The organism is Xanthomonas sp. NCPPB 2250, from assembly GCF_056725265.1.
On record NZ_CM161520.1, the window covers coordinates 1772629 to 1794313 of the forward strand.

At 70.6% G+C, this 21685-nt stretch carries 18 protein-coding genes; 14 read left to right on the plus strand and 4 right to left on the minus strand.

Annotation, left to right across the window (positions count from 1 at the left end):
• Positions 1-2: 2 nt before the first annotated feature.
• Complete coding sequence (locus AC1PMG_RS07350; RefSeq protein WP_481111153.1) at positions 3-2387, minus strand: penicillin acylase family protein; 2385 nt, start codon at positions 2385-2387, stop codon at positions 3-5.
• Positions 2388-2578: 191 nt separating this feature from the next.
• On the opposite strand from AC1PMG_RS07350, the gene bfr reads away from it, so the two are divergent.
• Entirely contained in the window at positions 2579-3070 is a 492-nt protein-coding gene (gene bfr, locus AC1PMG_RS07355) for a bacterioferritin (protein WP_026143459.1), read from the plus strand.
• Between the two features lie 152 nt (positions 3071-3222).
• On the opposite strand, the gene AC1PMG_RS07360 is transcribed toward bfr, so the two are convergent.
• Positions 3223-3486, minus strand: coding sequence for a hypothetical protein (locus AC1PMG_RS07360; RefSeq protein WP_481111154.1), 264 nt, complete (start codon positions 3484-3486; stop codon positions 3223-3225).
• Between the two features lie 168 nt (positions 3487-3654).
• Between AC1PMG_RS07360 and AC1PMG_RS07365 the strand changes: the two genes are divergently transcribed.
• From AC1PMG_RS07365 to AC1PMG_RS07405, 9 genes are all read left to right on the plus strand, one after another.
• Positions 3655-4080: a DUF2147 domain-containing protein gene (locus AC1PMG_RS07365; protein ID WP_481111155.1), complete on the plus strand. Its 426-nt coding sequence runs from the start codon at positions 3655-3657 to the stop codon at positions 4078-4080.
• A gap of 116 nt (positions 4081-4196) precedes the next feature.
• Positions 4197-5090 carry a TorF family putative porin gene (locus tag AC1PMG_RS07370; RefSeq protein ID WP_481111634.1) on the plus strand — a complete coding sequence of 298 codons (894 nt, stop codon included), beginning with the start codon at positions 4197-4199 and terminating at the stop codon, positions 5088-5090.
• Positions 5091-5093: 3 nt separating this feature from the next.
• A complete protein-coding gene (locus tag AC1PMG_RS07375) occupies positions 5094-6737 on the plus strand; it encodes a xylulokinase (protein WP_481111156.1) in 1644 nt (547 codons plus the stop codon).
• Entirely contained in the window at positions 6724-7365 is a 642-nt protein-coding gene (locus tag AC1PMG_RS07380; protein WP_481111157.1) for a class II aldolase/adducin family protein, read from the plus strand. Before AC1PMG_RS07375 ends, AC1PMG_RS07380 begins: the two co-directional genes overlap by 14 nt.
• 49 nt (positions 7366-7414) lie before the next feature.
• On the plus strand, positions 7415-8863 hold the full coding sequence (locus AC1PMG_RS07385) for an aspartate aminotransferase family protein (RefSeq protein WP_481111158.1): 1449 nt from the start codon (positions 7415-7417) through the stop codon (positions 8861-8863).
• A gap of 3 nt (positions 8864-8866) precedes the next feature.
• Positions 8867-9505, plus strand: coding sequence for a hypothetical protein (locus tag AC1PMG_RS07390; protein ID WP_481111159.1), 639 nt, complete (start codon positions 8867-8869; stop codon positions 9503-9505).
• Between the two features lie 84 nt (positions 9506-9589).
• Complete coding sequence (locus tag AC1PMG_RS07395; protein ID WP_481111160.1) at positions 9590-10741, plus strand: MFS transporter; 1152 nt, start codon at positions 9590-9592, stop codon at positions 10739-10741.
• A gap of 125 nt (positions 10742-10866) precedes the next feature.
• Positions 10867-12309: an aldehyde dehydrogenase family protein gene (locus AC1PMG_RS07400; protein ID WP_481111161.1), complete on the plus strand. Its 1443-nt coding sequence runs from the start codon at positions 10867-10869 to the stop codon at positions 12307-12309.
• A gap of 164 nt (positions 12310-12473) precedes the next feature.
• The gene (locus tag AC1PMG_RS07405; RefSeq protein ID WP_152237643.1) at positions 12474-13145 is read left to right on the plus strand and encodes a TetR/AcrR family transcriptional regulator; all 672 of its coding nucleotides are present in this window, start codon (positions 12474-12476) and stop codon (positions 13143-13145) included.
• Between the two features lie 349 nt (positions 13146-13494).
• Here AC1PMG_RS07405 and parC read toward each other — a convergent pair whose 3' ends face one another.
• Together parC and AC1PMG_RS07415 are read right to left on the minus strand one after the other, a co-directional pair.
• Positions 13495-15738, minus strand: a complete 2244-nt coding sequence (gene parC, locus AC1PMG_RS07410; protein ID WP_481111162.1) for a DNA topoisomerase IV subunit A — start codon at positions 15736-15738, stop codon at positions 13495-13497.
• Between the two features lie 57 nt (positions 15739-15795).
• On the minus strand, positions 15796-16680 hold the full coding sequence (locus tag AC1PMG_RS07415) for an AraC family transcriptional regulator (RefSeq protein ID WP_481111163.1): 885 nt from the start codon (positions 16678-16680) through the stop codon (positions 15796-15798).
• 141 nt (positions 16681-16821) lie between these two features.
• Here AC1PMG_RS07415 and AC1PMG_RS07420 point away from each other — a divergent pair, with 141 nt between their 5' ends.
• The 4 genes from AC1PMG_RS07420 to AC1PMG_RS07435 are packed head-to-tail and all read left to right on the plus strand — an operon-like array spanning position 16822 to position 21547.
• Positions 16822-17271 (plus strand): MarR family winged helix-turn-helix transcriptional regulator, encoded by a 450-nt coding sequence (locus AC1PMG_RS07420; protein ID WP_342072221.1) that lies wholly within the window; start codon positions 16822-16824, stop codon positions 17269-17271.
• Between the two features lie 10 nt (positions 17272-17281).
• Positions 17282-18769, plus strand: coding sequence for an efflux transporter outer membrane subunit (locus tag AC1PMG_RS07425; RefSeq protein ID WP_481111164.1), 1488 nt, complete (start codon positions 17282-17284; stop codon positions 18767-18769).
• Between the two features lie 10 nt (positions 18770-18779).
• Positions 18780-19961: an HlyD family secretion protein gene (locus AC1PMG_RS07430; RefSeq protein WP_342072219.1), complete on the plus strand. Its 1182-nt coding sequence runs from the start codon at positions 18780-18782 to the stop codon at positions 19959-19961.
• Between the two features lie 8 nt (positions 19962-19969).
• A complete protein-coding gene (locus AC1PMG_RS07435; RefSeq protein ID WP_481111165.1) occupies positions 19970-21547 on the plus strand; it encodes a DHA2 family efflux MFS transporter permease subunit in 1578 nt (525 codons plus the stop codon).
• The last annotated feature ends 138 nt before the right edge of the window (positions 21548-21685 follow it).

Genomic DNA, 21685 nt, shown 5'->3' on the forward strand with positions numbered 1-21685 from the left:
GGTCATTGTGGTGCGGACGGGCTTAATGTCAGCGTGTGCCGGGTCGGGCCGGGCAGGAACTTTGTGGCGCGGCCCTGCACCCAGTCGGCGTGGCCGGCCCCCCAGAACGGCGACAGCGGGTGGCCGCTCTGGCCGCCGGGCATGTGCACGATGCCGTCGGCCTCGTGGCCCGGTGCCACCACCATGCGCTCGGAGGCGCCGAACGCCGGGCGCTGCACCCGCGGCATGTCGTCGTCGCCGGGCAGTGGCGTGTCCGGCATGCACAGCCAGCCGCGCAGCGGCGCCGGCAGGCCCTGCGCCAGCGGATGGCAGATCGCCGCACGGTTCTCCTGGCCCCAGCGGCGCGTGTCCAGCGGGCCTTCGGCCTGCAGGTGCGTGCGCACCTCGGCGGCGGCGTCCTCCAGCAGCGCCTGCCAGCTGCCGTAGCGGCGCGGCAACAGGTGCAGCGGCTGTTGCTGCAGCAGCGGCCAGGCCACGCCTTCCAGTTGCGGCAGCGGCGGTGGCGCGGTCTCTGCGTTCGATCCGATACGGGCCGGCGCGATCAGGCCATCGCGGATGCGGGTCAGCACCGCCAGGCGCCACGCGCGGACCAGGGTATAGCTGACCGAGCCGGTGCTGGCGCGGCCCTCCCAGTGCGCGGCCGCCTGCGACACGGCGTGCAGCGCCGGCGTGGCCGTGCCCGCGTCGCGTTGCTGCAGCAGCGCCCACCAGCGCTGCAGGAACAGCGCGCGGTCGTCGAGCTGGATCGCCAGCAACTGCTGTTCGTCGAGATGGGGGTGCAGGCGCAGGTCGTCGCGGATCTGCTGGGCGCGCGCGCCCAGCGCGTAGCCGCCGTCGCCGAGCGGTACCAGTTCGGCGCCGCCGACCGCGCGGGCATTGGCGGTCCACAATTGCCCGTCGACGGGATCGATGCGCTGCGGCGACTGGCTGGTGGACAGCGGCCATGGCGCGCAGCGGGCATCCGCCGGCACCGTCGCACGCACGTCGTGCATCACCGCATCGGCCGCGCAGTGCGGGCCGCGCAGCGGCAGCGGGCCGAGCACGCGCCAGCCGATGTGGCCGTCGCGGTCGGCCAGCACCAGGTTCTGCGCCGGCGTGGCGATGTGCTGCGCACGGGCGAAGGCATCGGGCAGGGTGTCGGCGCGGGCGAAGTCGGCCAGTCCCAGATTCAGTGCGCCGGGCAACTGCGCGGCCCAGCGCAACGCCAGCGCGCTGCCGTCGGGTTCGTGTTGCAGGATCGGGCCATAGGCGGTGTCTTCGACCTGCAGTTCGGTGTCGGGGGCGCCAGAGACCTTGATGCGTTCGCGATGCACGGTGACCGGCGTGCAGCCGGGCTGCGCCACCGCGGCGCACGGGGTGAGCCGGTACCAGTCGGCGGTATCGGCATAGCTGTTGGTGAACCCCCAGGCGACGTGACCGTTGCTGCCGACGATCACCGCCGGCAGGCCGGGCAGCGAGAATCCGGACACGTCCACGCGGCCGCCCGGCGCCTGCGCATCGGCATAGCGCAGGCGCACGCGGAACCACAGGCTGGGCGCGCGCAGGCCCAGATGCATGTCGTTGGCGACGATGGCGCGGCCGTCGGCGGTGCGGCTGCCGGCGATCGCCCAGTTGTTGCTGCCGGGCGCGCTGGTGGCGGCCGCCTCGGTCGCGGCGGTGGCTGGCGCGCCTGCCAGGCGGCGCAGATCGACCTGGCCGGCGTCAGGCAGCGCCGCGTCGCCGCGCACGCTGCCGTCCAGTGTCGCGTCCCAACTGCTGCCTTCATGGCGCAGCAGGGCGTACAGCGGCGCCGGCAAGCGCTGCTGCAGGCGGTACAGGGCCAGCTTGCGTTCGAGCTGCTTGCCCTGCAGGTCGAAGTACATCGCCTGGCCGGCCAGCGCCGAATCCACCGGCTGCCAGTCGCGTGGCGCGGCGAACAGCATCAGGTAAGGCCACGGCCGTACCCGCAACGCGTGCAGGCCCTGGTTGACGCCGGCGCTGTAGGCCTGCAAGGCCGCCGCGTGCTGGCCGGCGAACGCGGCCAGTTGCGCGCTGCTGCGCGCGCGCAGGCGATGCGCCCGCCGTGCCTTGTCCACGTCCAGCGCGTGCGGACCGACCAGCTCGGACAGTTCGCCGGCGGCGGCGCGGCGCAGCAGGTCCATCTCGAAGAAGCGTTCCTGCGCGTGCACGTAGCCGAGTGCGCGCATCGCATCGGCCTCGTCGGCGGCATCGATGGTGACCACGCCCAGCGCGTCGCGCTGGATGCTTGCCGGCGCGCGCAGGCCTTGCAGCGGGGCCTTGCCGTCGAGCGTGGGCAGGCTGCCGCGCAGCAGCAGCCAGATGCCCAGCGCCACGGCCGCCGTCAGCAGCAGCGTCCCCAGCAGCAGGCGTTTCCATCGACCGCGCATCGTCTCTCTCCGGTGGGCAAGTCTCCGATTCTAGACACGACTGCGTGTCGTTCCCGCGTAGGCGCGGCGCGCTGTGCGCGGGGTCACGCATCGCGGATGTGCGAGTCGGGATGTGAATGATTCCGATTGGAACGCGGCGCAGCGGCATCGGGCACTATGGCGCCCTCAGTCGACCCCACGGAGCCCGCCCCATGAAGGGACACCCCGACGTTGTGCAATGCCTCAAGGAGCTGCTGCGCGGCGAACTGGCCGCGCGCGACCAGTATTTCATCCACTCGCGGCGTTACGAGGACCAGGGCCTGCTGGCGCTGTACGAACGCATCAACCACGAGATGGAAGAGGAGACCGAGCACGCCGATGCGCTGCTGCGGCGCATCCTGTTCCTGGAGGGCGATCCGGACATGCGCCCGCATGCCTTCGAACCCGGGCGCACGGTCGAGGAGATGCTGGAGAAGGATCTGAAGGTCGAGTACGAAGTGCGCGCCAATCTGGCCGCGGGCATGAAGCTGTGCGAGCAGCACGGCGACTACGTCAGCCGCGACGTGCTGCTGGCGCAGCTGCGCGACACCGAGGAAGACCATGCCTGGTGGCTGGAGCAGCAGCTCGGCCTGATCAAGCGCATCGGCATGGCGCTGTACCAGACGTCGAAGATCGACGGGCACGTGTCCGGCAAGGACGCCTGATCCCTCCATGCGCTTCCCGTTTGCGGGAGGCGCCGATGCACTGAGCGGGACCCATCCCCGCCATCGCGGCCGTGCCATCGCCGGCCGCTTTTGACCCGCCGATCGTGCCGGTCGCCACCGCTCTCGCTGGTCCGCACCGGCGCTGCCGACCCTCATGGGCGACAGTGGATATAGCGGTGTCGCGGCGGTTGCTGCTGCAGCAAGGCGGCAGCGACTGCCGACACGCCTTCTTCCCTCCTCATTTTCCTGACGCCGCCGATCGGGTTTGGCCGCGCGCGACTGCGTGGCTGGATGCCGCGGCTGGCGCATTCGCCCGGTTCGCAGTGCGACGCCATGGCGATCGGGCGAACCGATCTGTCGTCGCCGTCCTCGCCGATGACTGTTGCAACGCCGCAAAAATCGACCGTCGCACGCATGCTGCTGCACCCGCGAACCCTTGAAATCCAGGCGTTTGCGCGCCTCGTCAGGTCCGCAGCGAAGGACGTGCGGACAATGCTTGCAAAACGGTAGTGATCGCTATACGGTAGTTTTCACTACTTAATTGCGCGATGGCGAGGGGGCGTTCGATGCAGGCGAGTCCGGGAATGAAGCGGTACGGCGCGGTCGGTGTGGTGATCGCGGGATGGCTGCTGGCGACTGCGACGGCGTGTGCGGCGCCGGCCGCGGCGCAGGGGCTGTGGCTGACCGCGGCCAAGGACGCGGTGGTGGAGTTCGCGCCGTGCGCGGATGCGGCCACGGCCTTGTGCGGACGCATCGTCTGGGACAAGGACGCCGGCACCGCCACCGATACCTGCGGCGTGCAGATCGCGCGTCTGGGGCGCGAGGACGGCGATACCTGGCGCGACGGCTGGGCCTTCGATCCGCGCAGCGGCAAGCGCTACAAGGCCACGCTGCGCGCCAGCGGCAAGGCGCTGGACCTGCGCGCCTTCGTCGGCGTGGAAGTGCTCGGCGAGACGGAACGCTTCACCCGCGTGCAGGCGCTGCCCAGCACGCCGGTCTGCGCGACGTGATTCACCCGCCGCGCGCGCAACGCGCCGGCGTCATCGACGTGCGGGCCGGCGACGGCCGCCGCGCGTCCCACCTTCCTCAGCGAACAGGGGAGATTGAGATGACTGCAGTCCGCTTCATGGCGACCCTCGCGGGCGCACTGGCCGTGCACGGCGCGTGCTGTGCCCAGGCCCAAGCCCAGCAGGCCGACACCGATGGCATGGTCAATTACGAGTTCCAGAACCAGATCAAGCTGATGAGCGAGCAGCGCACGCGCGGCGTGTCCGACTCGCTGATGCGCCCATCGCTGAAGTGGACCACCCAGTTCGTGCACGCCAGCGGTTTCGTCGCGCTGCTGGAGGTGGCCAAGGTCAGCAAGAAGCAGTTCCTCGATGGCGACGGGTTGGGCATCACCGCCGCGGCCGGCTACCGTTTCGGCAATCCCGATGCCTGGCATGCCGGCGTCGGCCTGGCCACCGAGCGCTTCCCCGGCGCCAGCTTCCTGGCCCCGCACCAGATCGATCTGCAGACCGGCACCCCGGCGGATGTCCGTCGTACCGACTACGACAGCAATTTCGGCGTGCTCGAACTCGGCTACGGCGCGATCGAGGGCCGTGTGCTGTACGTGTTCTCCAAGACCTACCGCGGCGCCGACACCGGCGGGGTGTGCGCGCAGATCCTGCAGTTCGCCGCCGACCCGACGGTGGCGCTGCGCTGCTTCGCCCGTGGCGAGCACGATTCGCGTGGCACCCTGCTGGGCGATCTCAACTACCAGACCCCGCTGCTGCCGTCTGTGCTGCCGTCGACCACGCTGCGCCTGCATGCTGGCTACCAGAAGCTGCGCAACTTCAGCGAGGGCAGCTTCGCCGACTACCAGATCGGCGTCACCCACAAGCGCTGGGGCCTGGACTGGAACCTGGACTGGGTCAGCACCCGGGTCAACGCGCACGAGCTGTACTGGGTGCAGGACGGTGCGCGCATCCGCAAGACCGACGGCGACACCCTGGTGGCCTCGATCGGCTACACGTTCTGACCCATGCGCAGCGAACTGCTCGATGCCGACCGGGGCGGCGACCAGCCGCTGGTGCTGGCGGTGGACCTGGGAACCTCCGGCTGCAAGTGCGCGCTGGTCACCCTGGACGGCCAGGTGATCGCCTGGGCGTTCGAACCGGTGCCGCTGCACGTGCACGGCGTCTGCGCCGAGCAGGATCCGCGCGACTGGTGGAACGCCTTGCTGGTCACCGCGGCGGCGGTGCTGCAAGGCGGCGAGTCGTTGCGCCGGCGGGTGACCGCGGTGTGCTGCTCGACCCAGGGCGAGTGCACCGTGTGCGTGGACCGCGACGGCCGCGCGCTGGGCAACGCCATGCTGTGGCTGGACATGCGCGGGCAGGCCGCGATCGCGCGGCGCCTGCGCGGTCGTTGGCTCAACGTGCGCGGCTATGCGCCGCTGAAACTGCTGCGCTGGCTGCGCCTGAGCGGCGGCGCGCCGGCCGGCAGCGGCAAGGACTGCGCCGGCCACATCGCCTACCTGCGCGACCACGAACCGCAGCGCTACCAGCGCACGCACAAGTTCCTCAACGCGCTGGACTATCTCAACCTGCGCCTGACCGGGCGCTTCTGCGCCACCGCCGACTCGGTGCTCACCACCTGGGTCACCGACAACCGCGACCCGATGCGCATCCGCTACGACGACGGCTTGCTGCGCTTGCTCGGCATCGAACGCGACAAGCTGCCGGAGCTGGTGGCCTCCACCGAGGTGCTGGGGCCGCTGCTGCCGCAGGTGGCGGCGCAGCTGGGGCTGTCGCCGCAGACCCGGGTGATCGCCGGCGCCATCGACAACTCGGCGGTGGCGGTGGCCGCGGCGGTCGAGGACTACGCCGCGCATCTGTACCTGGGCACGTCGTCGTGGCTGGGCGCGCACGTGCCGCGGATGAAGACCGATGTGTTCAGCAACATCGCCGCGGTGCCGTGCGCGGTCAGCGGGCGCTACCTGGCCACGGCGCTGCAGTCTACCGCCGGCGCCAACCTGTCGTTCCTGCGCGACCGCATCCTGTTCCATCCCGACGAACTGCTGCGCGACGAAGAACGCCCGGACGTGTACGAGGTGCTCAACGTCATCGCCGCGCGCGTGCCGCCCGGGGCCAACGGCCTGGTGTACATGCCGTGGCTGTTCGGCGAGCGCACCCCGGTGGAGGATCACAGCCTGCGCGCCGGGCTGGTCAACCTGTCGCTGATGCACACCCGCGAGGACATCATCCGTGCCTTCATGGAAGGCGTGGCGTTGAACACGCGTTGGATGATGGAGCCGTTCGCGCGCCTGCTCGGCCGCGATCCCGGCGTGATCGCCGCGGTCGGCGGCGGCGCGCAGTCGGACCTGTGGTGCCAGATCATCGCCGACGTCAGCGGCCAGCCGATCCGGCAACTGCACAACCCGATCCAGGCCAATGCGATCGGCGCCACCTTCATCGCCGGCGTCGGCCTGGGCCGGCTGCGCTTCGCCGACCTGCCGGCGCTGCAACGCGCGCGCCGGGTGTACGAGCCGTCGCCGCTCACCCGCGCGCTGTACGACGACCGCTATGCGATGTTCCGCGAATTGCAGCGCACCCTCGCGCCGATCTACCGGCGCATGAATCCCGTTCCCGAATGCGTGCCGGAGGTTCCCCAGCATGTTTGCCCATGAACAACGCACGCGCGTTGTCGCGCTGTGCGTGGAGTTGTCGCGGCGCGGCTACCTGGCCGGCACCGGCGGCAACGTCGCGCTGCGCCTGGACGCCGAACGCTTCGCGGTGACGCCGTCGGCCATCGATTACCTGGCGATGCGCGCCGAGGACATCTGCGTGGTGCGCCTGGCCGACCTGCGGCAACTGGACGGCGCCGCCACGCCGTCGGTGGAGACCGGCCTGCATGCGCAGGTGCTGCGCCGCCGGCCCGACGTGGCCTGCAGCATCCACACCCACCAGCCGGTGGCCAGCGCCTGCGCGCTGCTGGGGGCGGCGCTGCCGGTGGAGGATCCGGCGTTGCAGGCAACGATCGGTGCCCGCGTGCCGATGGTCGGCTACTTCCCCTCCGGCACCGGGCTGCTGGCCTGGCTGCTGGCGCGGCAACTGCGCCCGTCGAGCAACGCCTATCTGATGCGCAACCACGGCGTGCTGTGCTGCGGCCGCAGCCTGGAACAGGCGGTGGCCGCGGTCGATGCGCTGGAGCAGGTGGCGCGCGATCACCTGGCGCGCCGCATCGAACGCCGCGCCCTGCACGACGCCGGCCTGGCCGCGCCGTTGCGCGCCGTCCTCACCGCACTGGAGGCCTGACCCCATGCACGCGTTTTCCGTTTCCGTTCCCCCGAGCCCGGCACCGACCATGAGCCAGACCCCCGCCATTTCGCAGTGGCCCGATGTGGACCAGCTGTACGCACGCTTCCATGCATTGGTGAACCAGCCGATGCGGCCGATCGGCGCCGCCGGCATGGCCAAGGTGATGCGCTATTTCGACGAGCGCTGCCAGGGCTCCAAGCGCCTGGGCGAGGCGGCCAAGCAGGTGATCCCCGGTGGCGTGCAGCACAACCTGGCGTTCAACCATCCGTTCCCGCTGGCCATGCACAGCGCCGATGGCGCGTACCTGACCGACGTGGACGGCAACCGCTACATCGACTTCCTGCAGGCCGGCGGCCCGACCCTGCTCGGGTCCAATCCGCCGGAACTGCGCGAGCATGTGCAGGCGGTGCTGGACCAGTGCGGCCCGGTAACCGGCCTGCTGCACGAGTACGAGGTCAAGCTGGCCGAACTGGTCTGCGCCAGCATGCCGGCGGTGGAGATGCTGCGCCTGCTCGGCTCCGGCACCGAGGCGGTGATGGGCGCGGTGCGCCTGGCCCGCACCCACACCCGCAAGAAATGGATCATCAAGATCGGCGGTGCCTACCACGGCTGGAGCGACCAGCTGGTGTACGGCATGCGCCTGCCGGGCACCGGGCGCATGGAGGCGATCGGCATCCCGCGCGGCGCCACCGCCTATACCCAGGAATGCCATCCCAACGATCTGGAGGCATTGCGGCGCAAGCTGCAGTTCAATCGCCTGCGCGGCGGCACCGCGGCGGTGCTGCTGGAACCGCTGGGGCCGGAGAGCGGCACGCGGCCGGTGCACCACGACTACAACCGGCAGGTGCGCAAGTTGTGCGACGAGTTCGGTGCGCTGCTGATCTTCGACGAAGTGGTCACCGGTTTCCGGCTCGGCCCGGGCGGTGCGCAGGGCTACTTCGGGGTCCTGCCGGACATCACCGTGCTCGGCAAGTGCCTGGCCGGCGGCTATCCGATGGCCGGCGCGATCGGCGGCCGCCGCGAGGTGATGATGAGCCTGGTCGGCGGCATCGGCACCACCGCGCGGCGCGCCTTCGTCGGCGGCACGCTGTCGGCCAATCCGCTGTCCTGCGTGGCCGGCTACCACGCCTTGCTGGAGGCGCAAAGCAGCGATGCCGCCGGCCAGGCCGGCCGCGCCGGCGATCGCCTGCGGCAGGGCCTGGAGGCGATCATCCGCCGTCTCGGCCTGCCATACGTGGTCTACAACATGGGCTCGATCGTGCACCTGCAGACCTCCGGCGTGCTGCTGCTGGACACCGGCAACCTGTACAAGCTGTGGCGCGTGCGCAACGAAGCCAAGGAGCGCAAGCACATGATGGAGGAGATGGGTGCGGCGTATTCGGCGCACGGGCTGATCACCCTGGCCGGCAGCCGCATCTACACCAGCCGCGCCGATACCGATGCGGTGGTCGACGAGTCGCTGAACCGCTTCGACGACGTGTTCAAGCTGGTGTAGCGCATGCCCACCGTCCCGCAGATCGAAGCACTCTGGCTGCACACCCGCGAGCGGCTCGTGGCCAAGCGCCTGCTCGGCGACGACGCGGCAGCCCTGGCGCTGCGCTGTCCGGACAACACGGCGATGTGCTGTGGCGCGCTCGAGGCGGAGCGGCCGCAGTGGCTGGACTGGCGCGACCCGGCGCTGCCGGCATGGGCGCAGGTGCACGCGCAGGTGTACCTGCAGCGTCCCGATGTCGGTGCCAGCGCCTGGTCGGCCGGCGCGTTCGGCCACCTTCTGGCCAATGTCGGCGGCGTGCTGCCGCAGGTCTTCGACGAACAGGCCCGGCACATCGGGCCGATGCCGCCGCCGTTTCCTGCGGTCGACGCGTTGGCGACGGCCGCGCCGGGCGTCGGCAGCGTCCTGCTGTTCGGCGGACGCCCGCTGTGTCTTGGCATCACCGCGCAGCGGCTGGCATTGAACGTGGAATTGTTCGAGAAATGCGCCAAGGCCTATGTGCTTGCCGCGGCCACCGGCGGGCAGGTGCGGGAGCTGCCCTGGTGGGTCCGGCGCATCGCCAACGGGCGGCTGCGCAAGGACCAGATGCGTGCCGCCGCGGCCTTCGCCGCGGGCGAATTGCCGGCCGAAAGCAAAGGCTACTGAGGGTCCATCGCGATGACCGCCACGCCATCCCCGTTTTCCGTCGCATCAACCGGCGTCCACGCGACACGTCCGCTCGCCGCGGCCTTGTCGATCGGCGCCATCGCGCTGCTGATCCTCGGCGTGCAGCCGATCGTGCTCGGCGCACTGGTCGAGCAGCACCTGATCACGTTGCCCGGCGTGGGCGTGGTGGCGATGGGCGAGATCATCGCGCTGGGGATCGGCGTGGCGCTGGGCGATGCGCTGCTGCCGGTGTCCTGGCAGCGTGCCACGGCGGTCGTGGCGGCGTTGCTGGCCGCGGCGCTGAACCTGGCAACGGTGCAGGCGCAGGGCGATGCGGCTTTCGTCGCGCTGCGCGCCGTCGCTGGCCTGGCCGAGGGCCTGCTGGTCTGGGTGGCCACCGTCAGCATCGTGCGCGCGGCCACGCCGGACCGGATCACCGCGGTGTTCATGGTGCTGCAGGCGCTGGCGCAGATCGCGCTGGCGGCGGCGCTGGCGCTGTGGGTGTTGCCGGCGGCGGGCTGGAAAGGCGGTTTCGTCGCCATGGCCGCGACCTGCCTGCTGGTGCTGCCGCTGGCGGCGGCACTGCCGGTGCCGGCAAGCCTGGCTCCCGCCGCCGATGCGCAGTGCGCGGCGACCGCCACCGCCAGGCTGCGCTGGTCGCCGGCGACGCTGGCGCCATTGCTGGTGGCGTTCCTGCAGATGTCGGCGATCGGAGCGCTGTGGGCGTACCTGGAGCCGCTGGCGTTGCGCGCGGGGCTGGACGCGCATGCGGCGCAACTGCAGACCTCGTGGGTGCTGGGCATGCAGATCGTCGGTGGCCTGGCGGCGATCTACTGGGTGCGCCGGCTCTCGGTGACGGCGACCCTGACCCTGGGCAGCGTGGCGCTGTGCCTGGTGGCCGCGGCGATGTACCGGGTTCCGGGCAATGCGGCGCTGGGCTTTGCCGCGGTGTGCGTGGCGTTCGGCTTCGCCTGGATGTTCCTGATGCCGTTCCATGTCGGCCTGGCGCTGCGCGCCGATGCGCAGGGGCGGGTGGCGGTGCTGGTGCCGGCCGCGCAGTTGATCGGGTCGGCCTGCGGGCCGTTGTTGGCGTCGCTGCTGCTGCATGCCGACGATCCGGCGCCGGTGCCGCTGGTCGGTCTGGGATTCGCGCTGGCTGCGGCGCTGCTGGCGCTGTGGATCGGCCGGCGGCAGCGCCGTCCGGCTGTCGTGGAGGCAGGCTCGCATGCGGGCTGATGGTGGTGGCCGTGCGAGCGCGCTGGCCGCTGTGGTGACGCGCTTCCGTCGGCCGCGCATGGCGCAGGGCAGGGGACTGTCAGGCACCGGGCGATGGCCGACGTCCGCCAAGCAGGAGCGCGGCGATGGCGCCTGAGCCCGTGCTGGACACCCCACCGGAGACGGTCGCGGCGCTGTTCGCCGCGCAGCAGGCCACCGCGCTGGCCTGGCGCGGCTCCTCGGCGAACACGCGGCGCGCGCATCTGCGTGCGCTGCGTGACGCCTTGCTGGCGCGACGGCAGGCGCTGATCGCCGCCTTCGCCGCCGATTTCGCCAAGCCCGCGCTGGAAGTGGAATTGACCGAGCTGCTGCCGGTGGTCGACGAGATCGCCACCGCCATCGCGCAGCTGCCGCGCTGGATGCGTCCGCGCAAGGTCGCGCCGACCCTGCTGGCCCTGGGCACGCGCGCGCGCATCGCGTTTCAGCCCAAGGGCCGCTGTCTGATCATCGGGCCCTGGAACTACCCGGTGGCCACCGTGTTGGGGCCACTGGTGTCGGCACTGGCCGCCGGCAACACGGCGCTGATCAAGCCCTCCGAATTCACCCCGCAGGTCAACGCGGTGCTGCAGGCGGTGCTGGAGGAGGCGTTCGCGCCGGAGGAGGTGGCCCTGGTGCAGGGCGGCGCGGCGACCGCGCAGGCCTTGCTGGCGTGTCCGTTCGACCATGTGTTCTTCACCGGTTCGGCGTCGGTCGGCCGGCAGGTGATGGCCGCGGCGGCGCGGCAGTTGACGCCGGTGACGCTGGAGCTCGGCGGCAAGTCGCCGGTGATCGTCGACCGCAGCGCCGACCTGCGTCTTGCCGCCGAGGTGATCGTCTGGGCCAAGCTGGTCAACGCCGGGCAGACCTGCATCGCGCCGGATACCTTGTTCGTGCATCGCGATGTCAGCGCGCGCCTGCTTGAGCACTGCCGCGCCCTGCTGGCGCAGCGCTACGGTGCCGACGCGCAGACGGTCGCCGCCAGTCCGCACCTGGCGCGCATGATCCACCCGGCGCATGCCGCGCGGGTGGCCGCACTGATCGACGAGGCGCGCGCCGGCGGCGCGCAGTTGCTGGCCGGTGGCGAGCACGACGCGGAGAGCTGCTACGTGGCGCCGACGCTGCTGGCGCAGGTGCCGGCGCAGGCGCGGATCGCGCAGGAAGAGATCTTCGGTCCGGTACTGCCGGTGGTCGAGTTCGCGCGCCTTGACGAGGTGCTCGACCGGCTCGACGCCGCGCCCAAGCCGCTGGCGCTGTACCTGTGGAGCCGCGACCGTGCCGGCATCGCCCAGGTGCTGGCGCGCACCAGTTCCGGCAGCGCGGTGGTCAACCACTGCCTGCAGCAGTTCGTGCACAGCGGTTTGCCGTTCGGCGGGGTGGGCGCCTCGGGATTCGGCAGCGCGCACGGCGTGCACGGCTTCCGCACCTTCTCGCACGAACGCGCGCTGCTGCGGGGCGGCCGCCTGCCGATCGTCAAGGCGTTCTTTCCTCCGTACACCACGTTGCAGCGGCGCTTGGCGGCCGGCCTCAGCGGATGGCTGGCACGGCGCTGAGCGACGCTACCGGTGTGCCAGGGGCGGGCGCGGTAAGATGCGGTGTCGGCGCGTGCCGCGACGTCCGGCGCAGCCCGCGCACCCATTGCCGCGGCGATGCGTGCCGTCAGGCTGGCGTCGTGCCGCCACCGCGGCGCCTGCTGCTTCACCACCATCGAGATCCCATGCCCGCCGACACGCCGCGCCCCTCCGCACCGCACCGCCCGCGCCTGACCGGGAACAAGGTGCCGGCCCAGCATCGCGCCACCGAGACCTACGAACAGATCCTCTCGGTCACCGCGCAACTGCTCGGCGACGTCGGCGTGGAGCGGCTGTCCACCAACCTGGTCTGCGCGCGTGCCGGGCTGACGCCGCCGGCGCTGTACCGCTATTTCCCCAACAAGTACGCGCTGCTGTCGGAACTGGGCCGGCGGCTGATGGAGCGGCAGAACCAACTCGTCCCCAAGTGGATCACGCTGCAGGCGATGAGCGGCACGCGCGAGGAATTGCAGCGCGCCCTCGCCGGGTTGGTGCTGGATACCTACCGCGTCACCAAGGCGACCGAGGGCGGGGTGTGGGTGCTGCGCGCGCTGCGCGCGGTGCCGGCGTTGCAGCAGGTGCGCCTGGAGTCGCATGCGCAGGTGACCAAGGGCCAGGTGCGCTTCCTCAGCGAAGCCTTCCCCGACGCCGACCCGCGCCAGTTGCGGCTGGTCAGCCGCATTGTGGTCGACCTGATCTATGCGACCGTGGAGTTGCTGTTCGACACCCGCCTGAGCGCGCGCGCGGTGGCCGATACGGTGGCGGCGATGATCGCCAGCCATATCGAGCAGCTGCGCGATGCGGCGACAGTGGGCTAGGCGACTTGGACTCGGTCGCTCGGGCGGCCGCGTTGTGGGAGGGGCTTCAGCCCCGACGCGCTGCAGGTGATGCGCGTCGGGGCTGAAGCCCCTCCCACAAAAGCCTCGTGACGTGCAGGTATTCGGGACGCTTGGCTTCGCACGCGATGCGCGTGCAGCCCGTGGTTGCTTTTGCGCTTCGACCGCGACGCTTCAGCGGTAAGGCCTCGCGGCTGAAGCCGCTCCTACCAAAAGCGCGATTCCGCCGAGAAGCGGGATGCCGCGCCGTATGCAAACGCTGCACCGGCGCGAAACGCTCATCCCGAATCCCGAATCCCGAATCCCGCGCTTGGCGCCAAGCGCCAAGCGCTTACTCGACCGCCAGATCGTCCACCTTCTGCCACCCGCGCGGCAGCAACCCGCCGCGGCTGGCGCGGGCGCCGAGGTAGGCGTCCAGGTCCTTGAACGACAGCGACATGGTGCGCTGGCCGCTCTTCACCAGCAGCGTGTTGCCCGGTGCCACCGCGGCGATCGCCACCACCCGTTCGGTGCTGAGCTTGGCCTTGGGGATGTCGATGATCTTGTTGCCCTTGCCCTTGTCCAGCTCGGGCAGGTCGGCGACCGGGAAGGCGAGCAGATGGCCGGCGCTGGTGACCGCGACGATGCGGTCGCTGCCCGCGCCGCTCACCGGTGCGGGCGGCAGCACCTTGGCGTTCGGGGTCAGGTTGAGCATGGCCTTGCCGGCCTTGTTGCGGCTGGTCAGGTTCTCGAAGCGGGTGACGAAGCCGTAGCCGTGCGAGGACGCCAGCACCAGGCGGCTGTCGTTCTCGCCGCTGGCGATGGCCTGGAACGAGGCGCCGGCCGCGGGCGCGAAGCGTCCGGTCAGCGGTTCGCCGTTGCCGCGTGCCGAGGGCAGGGTATGCACCAGGGTCGAGTAGGCGCGGCCTTCCGAATCCAGGAACGCCACCTGCTGCGTGCTGCGCCCGCGTACCGCCGCCAGCAGGCCGTCGCCGTCGCGGTAGGACAGCGCCGCCGGATCCACGTCGTGGCCCTTGGCCGCGCGGATCCAGCCCTTCTCCGACATCACTACGGTCATCGGCTCGCTCGGCACCAGCTCGGTCTCGTCGATGGCCTGGGCCGCGCCACGCTGCACCAGCGGCGAGCGCCGCGCATCGCCGAACTTCTTGGCGTCGGCCATCAGCTCGTCCTTGATCAGCTTCTTCAGCTTGGTCTTGCTGGCCAGCACCGCCTGCAGCTGCTCGCGTTCCTTGGCCAGCGCGTCCTGCTCGCCGCGGATCTTCATCTCTTCCAGCCGCGCCAGCTGGCGCAGGCGCGTTTCCAGGATGTAGTCGGCCTGTTCCTCGCTGAGCGCGAAGCGCGCGATCAGCGCCGGCTTCGGCTCGTCCTCGGTGCGGATGATGCGGATCACCTCATCCAGGTTGAGGAACGCGGTCAGCAACCCTTCCAACAGGTGCAGACGGCGCTCGACCTTCTCCAGCCGATGGTTGAGGCGGCGCACCACGGTGTCGCTGCGGAAGCGCAGCCATTCCTCCAGCAGGGTCTTGAGGTTCTTGACCTGCGGGCGGCCGTCCAGGCCGATCACGTTGAGATTGACCCGGTAGCTGCGCTCCAGGTCGGTGGTGGCGAACAGGTGGCCCATCAGCTGCTCGGCGTCGACCCGGTTGGAGCGCGGCACCAGCACCACCCGCACCGGGTTGGCGTGGTCGGACTCGTCGCGGATGTCTTCCAGCCAGGGCAGCTTCTTGGCGCGCATCTGCTGCGCGATCTGCTCGATCACCTTGGACGGCGACACCTGGTACGGCAGCGCCGTGACCACGATGTTGGCGTTTTCCTTCTGGTAGGTGGCGCGGGCGCGCACGCTGCCATGGCCGGTCTCGTAGATCGCGCGCAGGTCGGCGGCCGGGGTGATGATCTCGGCGGTGGTCGGGTAGTCCGGGCCGCGCACGTGCTCGCACAGGTCGCCGACGCTGGCATCGGGGTCGTCGAGCAGGCGGATCAGCGCGCTGACGATCTCATTGAGGTTGTGCGGCGGCACGTCGGTGGCCATGCCCACGGCGATGCCGGTGGTGCCGTTGAGCAGCAGGTGCGGCAGCCGCGCCGGCATCCAGGTCGGCTCGTCCAGGGTGCCGTCGAAGTTCGGCGACCAGTCCACCGTGCCCTGGCCGAGTTCGCCCAGCAGCACTTCGGCGATCGGAGTCAGCTTGGACTCGGTGTAGCGCATCGCCGCGAACGACTTCGGGTCGTCGGTGGAGCCGAAGTTGCCCTGGCCCTCGATCAGCGGGTAGCGGTAGGAGAACGGCTGCGCCATCAGCACCAGCGCTTCGTAGCAGGCGCTGTCGCCGTGCGGGTGGTACTTGCCGATCACGTCGCCGACGGTGCGCGCGGACTTCTTCGGCTTGGCCGTCGCGTTCAGGCCCAGCTCGCTCATCGCATAGATGATGCGCCGCTGCACCGGCTTGAGCCCGTCGCCGAGGAAGGGCAGGGCGCGGTCCAGCACCACGTACATGGAGTAGTCGAGGTAGGCGCGTTCGGCGTATTCGCGCAGCGGCAGCTGTTCGAAACCATGGAAGGCGGGGCGGGCGAGATCGGTCATGCGCGGGAAATACCTATAGGGGAACGCGGCGCCAGGCGCCGCAGGTCAGCCGGTCGATTATCCGGATGCGGCCGGCGATGCCAAGCCGCGCGTGCCGCCGGCGCTGGCCAGGTAACGGGCCGGAGGATGGCCGAAGCGGCCGCGAAAGGCGGTGACGAAGGCGCTGGGGCTGCTGTAGCCCAGCCGGAAGGCGGTATCGGCGACGCTGGCGCCGTCGCTGAGCCGGCGCAGCGCCTCGGCCAGCCGCGCCTGCTGGCGCCAGCCGGCGAAGCCGAAGCCGGTCTCGTCGCGGAAGTGGCGGCTCAGGCTGCGCGCCGACAGCCCGGCCCAGTGCGCCCACTGCGCCAGCGAGCGGTCGTCGGCGGGGGTTTCCAGCAGTTGGGTGGCGATGCGCAGCAGCCGGCGGTCGCGCGGCATCGGCAGGTGCAGATGCTCGACCGGAGCATTGCGCACCTCGTCCAGCAGCACCGCGCACAGGCGCTGCTGCTCGGCTTCCAGCGCCGGCGGCACCCCCCATTGGCTCATCCGCCGCAGCACTTCCCGGAACAGCCCGTTCATGCCGATCACGCAGGTCCGCGGCGGCAGGTCGGCGCAGACGTCGGGGCGGATCAGCACCAGGTAGCTGCGCACCCGCCCGGACACCTGCACCGTGTGAAGTTCCTGCGGCGGCATCCAGCCGGCGCAGCCCGGCGGCAGCGACCACTGGCCGTGCGCGGTGCGGGTGCCCAGCACACCGTCCTCCACGTAGATCAATTGCCCGCGCACATGGCGGTGCCAGTCCACCTCGCGCCGCAGCGACACCGGCGAATGCGCGATGAAGGCCAGCGCGGGCGGGCCATCGGCGCGCTCGAACCACTCCATGGCGCGCGGGTCCAGCGCGCTGTCGGAGCCGGCGCTGGCCGGAGCGTCGGTCGATTGGGTTGGCGCGATTTCGATATCCATTGTCCGGATTGTAATACCGAGCCATGGCCGCGCGCCGCTACAGTGCGCTCGCCGTCAGCGTTCCTTCGCTGCAACGCAGCATCTACTTTCCTTGGGGATATTTTCTTGACATATATTTCTAAATGAAAATAATAGGCGCCCATGAACTGCGCTCCCTCCTTCCCTGGCCAGCCCTCGTTCGGCCTGCTGCTGCGCCAGGTGCGTGACGGCCTGATGCGCCGCCTCGACCAGGCCATGGCCGGGCTGGAGCCGGACCTGGGCTTCAGCCACTACATCGGCATGAAGGCCCTGGCCCACATGGCGCCGTGCACCGCCAACGAACTGGCCCAGGCCATCGACCAGAACCCCAGCGCGGTGACGCGCCTGCTGGACAAGCTGGAAGACCTGGGCTGGGTGCGCCGCGAGGCGCACGCGCAGGACCGCCGCGCGCTGCGCCTGGTGCTGACCGACGAAGGCCAGGCGCTGTGGCAGCAGCTCAAGCAGCGCGGCGACGACGCCATCGCCGATGCCTTGCGCGATCTGTCCGCCGACGAGCGCGAGCACTTGTTTTCGCTGTTGGTCCGCGTCCGCGATTCCCTCAATTCGCCCTGAACCCGCCCACATGACTCTGTCCTCTTCTCCCTCCCGCCTGCGCCCGTTCGCGGTCGCGGCCCTCACCCTGGCACTGGCGGCCTGCGCCAGCAGCCGTGGCCTGGAACCGCAGGGGCGCCGGCTCGATGCCGACCGCCAGCTGCACATCGGCAAGACCCTGGCCGCCGACGCGCTGGCGCCGGCGCCGTGGCCGCAGCAGGACTGGTGGAAGGCGCTGGGCGATCCGCAGCTCGACGCACTGATCGCCGAGGCCCTGCAGGGCACGCCCAGCCTGGACGCGGCCGATGCGCGGCTGCGCCTGGCGCAGGCGCAGGCCGGCGCGGCCGATGCCGACCGCGGCGCCAAGCTGTCGCTGTCGGCCGGCTACACCGGCCTGCAACTGCCCAAGGGCCTGGTCGGCGACGAGATCGGCGGCAAGTACATCCACAACGAACAGGCGCTGCTGAACTTCAGCTACGGCTTCGACCTGTGGGGCGGCAAGCGCGCCTCGTGGGAGGCGGCGGTGGACCAGGCGCATGCGGCCGAGGTCGACGCGCAGGCCGCGCGCCTGGACCTGTCGGCCGGCGTCGCCCGCGCCTACGCGCAACTGGGCTACGCCTGGCACCTGTACGACCTGGCCGGCGCCGAACTGGCGCGCTCGGAGAACAGCCTCAAGCTGGTGCGGCAGCGCCGCGATGCCGGCATCGACAACAACCTGCAACTGCGCCAGGCCGAAGCGCGCGTGCCGGCGGCGCGCCAGCAGCAGGCGGCGGCGCAGCAGCAGATCGACGAAGCGCGCACTGCGCTGGCGGCCCTGCTCGGCCGCGGCCCGGACCGCGGGCTGCAGATCGAGCGGCCGCGCCTGCTCGACCCGCAGGCCGCGCGGGTGCCGTCGGTGCTGCCCAGCGACCTGCTCGGCCGCCGGCCCGACGTGGTCGCCGCGCGCTGGCGGGTGGAAGCCGCCTCGCAGGGCATCCATGCGGCCAAGGCGCAGTTCTATCCCAGCATCAACCTGAGCCTGCTGGGCGGTGTCGCCGCCACCAACCCGGGCGACCTGTTCAAGAGTTCGTCGGTGCTGGGCCTGCTCAGCCCGGGCGTGAGCCTGCCGCTGTTCGACAGCGGGCGGCTGCGCAGCCAGCTGGCCGAGCGCGATGCGCAGTACGACCTGGCGGTGGCCAACTACAACCAGACCCTGGTGGCGGCGTTGCGCGAGGTGGCCGATCAGGTCAACGCCGCGCGTTCGCTGGCCGAGCAGGCGCAGCAGCAGGCGCAGGCGCTGGAGACGGCGCAGGCCGCCTTCGACCTGTCGCAGCAGCGCTACCGCGCCGGCATCGGCAACTACCTGGACGTGCTCAGCGCGCAACAGCAGTTGCTGGACGCGCAGCAGCGCCTGGCGTCGCTGCAATCCAATCAGATCCTGGTCTCGGTGCGCCTGAATCAGGCGCTGGGCGGCGGCTACGACGCCACCTCCGCCGCCGATGCGCCGAGCTCTTCTTCTTCCGCACCTTCGCATTCCTGAGATCGCTGCAATGAATCAGACAACGACCCCCGCTTCCTCCGCTCCCGCCCCCAGCCGGCGCGGCAAGCTGCTGCGCGGCCTGGCCGTGGTAGTGGTGCTGGTGCTGATCGCGCTGGCGATCTGGTATTTCCTGGTCGGCCGCTGGCACGAGGACACCGACGACGCCTACGTGCAGGGCAACCTGGTGCAGATCACCCCGATGGTGGCCGGCACCGTGGTGCGCATCGACGCCGACGACGGCATGCGCGTGGAGCGCGGCCAGCCGCTGGTCAAGCTCGACCCGGCCGACACCGAGGTCGCGCTGCAGCAGGCCGAGGCCAATCTGGCGCGCACCGTGCGCCAGGTGCGCGGTCTGTACCGCTCGGTCGAGGGCGCCCAGGCCGAACTGTCCGCGCAGCAGGTGACCCTGCAGCGCGCCCGCGCCGACGTCGCCCGCCGTGCCAGCCTGGTCGCCACCGGGGCGATCTCCGCCGAAGAACTGGCGCATGCCCGCGATCAGCTGGCCGCCGCCGAGGCCGCGGTCAGCGGCTCGCGCGAGACCCTGGCGCGCAACCGCGCGTTGATCGACGAGAACGGCGTGGCCGACCAGCCCGACGTGCAGGGCGCCGCCGCGCAGGTGCGCCAGGCCTTCCTCAACAACGCCCGCAGCGCCATCGTCGCGCCGGTGGCCGGCTATGTGGCGCGGCGCTCGGTGCAGGTGGGCCAGCGCGTGCAGCCCGGCACCGCGCTGATGGCGGTGGTGCCGCTGAACCAGGTGTGGGTGGACGCCAACTTCAAGGAAACCCAGCTCAAGCACATGCGCCTGGGCCAGCCGGTGGAACTGGAGTCGGATGTGTACGGCAGCGCGGTGACCTACCACGGCACCGTGCAGAGCCTGGGCATCGGCACCGGCAGTGCGTTCTCGCTGCTGCCGGCGCAGAACGCCAGCGGCAACTGGATCAAGATCGTGCAGCGCGTGCCGGTGCGCATCGCCATCGACGCCAAGCAGCTGGAGCAGCACCCGCTGCGCATCGGCCTGTCGATGAAGGCCAACGTCAACCTGCATGACCAGAACGGCTCGGTGCTGCCGACCAAGCCGGCCAGCGGCGTGCTGCTGGATACCGATGTGTATGCGCAGCAGCTGCAGCAGGCCGATGCGGCCGTGAAGCAGATCATCCACGCCAACCTGCCCGACGCCGCCAAGGCGAACTGAGCCCGGTCATGTCCAACCAAGCTGCCGCTCCCGCCGCGCCCGGGGTTCCGGGCGCACCGGCCACCGGGTTCCGCCCGGCCAGTGTGGCGTTGTGCACGGTGGGCCTGGCGATGGCCTCGTTCATGCAGGTGCTCGACACCACCATCGCCAACGTCTCGCTGCCCACCATCGCCGGCAACCTCGGCGCCAGTTCGCAGCAGGCGACCTGGGTCATCACCTCGTTCGCGGTCAGCAACGCCATCGCGCTGCCGCTGACCGGCTTCCTCAGCCGCCGTTTCGGCGAGACCAAGCTGTTCGTGTGGGCCACGCTGGCCTTCACCGCGGCCTCGCTGCTGTGCGGCCTGGCCCAGAGCATGGGCATGCTGGTGGTGTCGCGCGCGCTGCAGGGCTTCGTCTGCGGCCCGATGTACCCGATCACCCAGAGCCTGCTGGTGTCGATCTACCCGCGCGAGAAACGCGGGCAGGCGTTGGCCTTGCTGGCGATGATCACCGTGGTCGCGCCCATCGCCGGGCCGATCCTCGGCGGCTGGATCACCGACAACTACAGCTGGGAATGGATCTTCCTGATCAACGTGCCGCTGGGCATCATCGCCGCGACCGTGGTCGGCTCGCAGCTGCGCGATCGTCCCGAGCCGATCGAGCGTCCACGCATGGACTATGTCGGCCTGATCACCCTGATCATCGGCGTGGGCTGCCTGCAGGTGGTGCTGGACCTGGGCAACGACGAGGACTGGTTCAGTTCGACCAAGATCGTCGTGCTCGCCGCGATCTCGGCGGTGGCGCTGGCGGTGTTCCTGATCTGGGAACTGACCGACAAGGATCCGATCGTCGACCTGCGGCTGTTCCGCCACCGCAACTTCCGCGCCGGCACCATGGCGCTGATCGTGGCCTATGCCGCGTTCTTCAGCGTGTCGTTGCTGATCCCGCAGTGGCTGCAGCGCGACATGGGCTACACCGCGATCTGGGCCGGCCTGGCCACTGCGCCGATCGGCATCCTGCCGGTGATCATGACCCCGTTCGTCGGCAAGTACGCCTCGCGCTTCGACCTGCGGATGCTGGCCAGCATCGCCTTCATCTTCATGGCCACCACCAGCTTCATGCGCTCGGACTTCAACCTGCAGGTGGATTTCCCGCACGTGGCCGGCGTGCAGTTGCTGATGGGCGTGGGCGTGGCGCTGTTCTTCATGCCGGTGCTGCAGATCCTGCTGTCGGACCTGGACGGGCGCGAGATCGCCGCCGGCTCCGGCCTGGCCACGTTCCTGCGCACGCTGGGCGGCAGCTTCGCCGCCTCGCTGACCACCTACCTGTGGGCCAAGCGCACGCAGTTGCACCATGCGCACCTGACCGAGCACATCTCCACCTACACGCCGGGCATGCAGGAACAGGTGCAGATGATGGGCAACGGCAGCCTGCAGAACGGCGCGGCGCTGCTCAACAACACCATCAACCACCAAGCCTCGCAGATGGGCTTCAACGACATCTTCTACCTGCTGGGCTGGACCTTCCTCGGGATCATCTTCTTCCTGTGGCTGGCCAAGCCGCCGTTCGGCGGCGGCGGTGGCGCGGCGGCGGCTGGCGGCCACTGAGCCTCGACGGCGGCACGTCGGCACGGACGGCACCACGCCCGGTGCCGTTCCGTGCCGCTGCAATGGTGGTGCGATAGCGGCGCATGCACCCCATTGCCTGATGGCGTGCCGTCCGGCGCGCCGCACCCGGGCATGCCA